This window comes from Cohnella sp. GbtcB17 (genome assembly GCF_019091135.1).
Lineage (GTDB): Bacteria > Bacillota > Bacilli > Paenibacillales > Paenibacillaceae > Cohnella.
In genome coordinates, this window is record NZ_JAGXJW010000587.1 from 1 (window position 1) to 228 (window position 228).

General features: G+C 69.7%; 1 protein-coding gene. It reads left to right on the top strand.

The features are described from left to right. A partial coding sequence (locus tag KVT38_RS34520) for a LysR substrate-binding domain-containing protein (RefSeq protein ID WP_254639768.1) occupies positions 1 to 228 on the top strand: 228 nt, incomplete at both ends.

Consider the following 228-nt stretch of genomic DNA (forward strand, 5'->3'; position numbering starts at 1 on the left):
GGACGGACGCGCTGGCCGGTGTGCCGTTGCTCGCATTCACGGACGGCTGCTACTATCGGTCCGTGCTGGAGCGCCGGACCAGGGATCGCGCCTGGTCGCAGCCGCGAATCATGGAGTTCGGCACGCTGGTGGCGATCGTCGGCGGCGTGTCGTCCGGGCTCGGCATCTCGCTGCTCCCGCTCAGCGTCGTCGCCAAGGGAGCGGAGGAGGGCTTGCTGCGCGTGCATT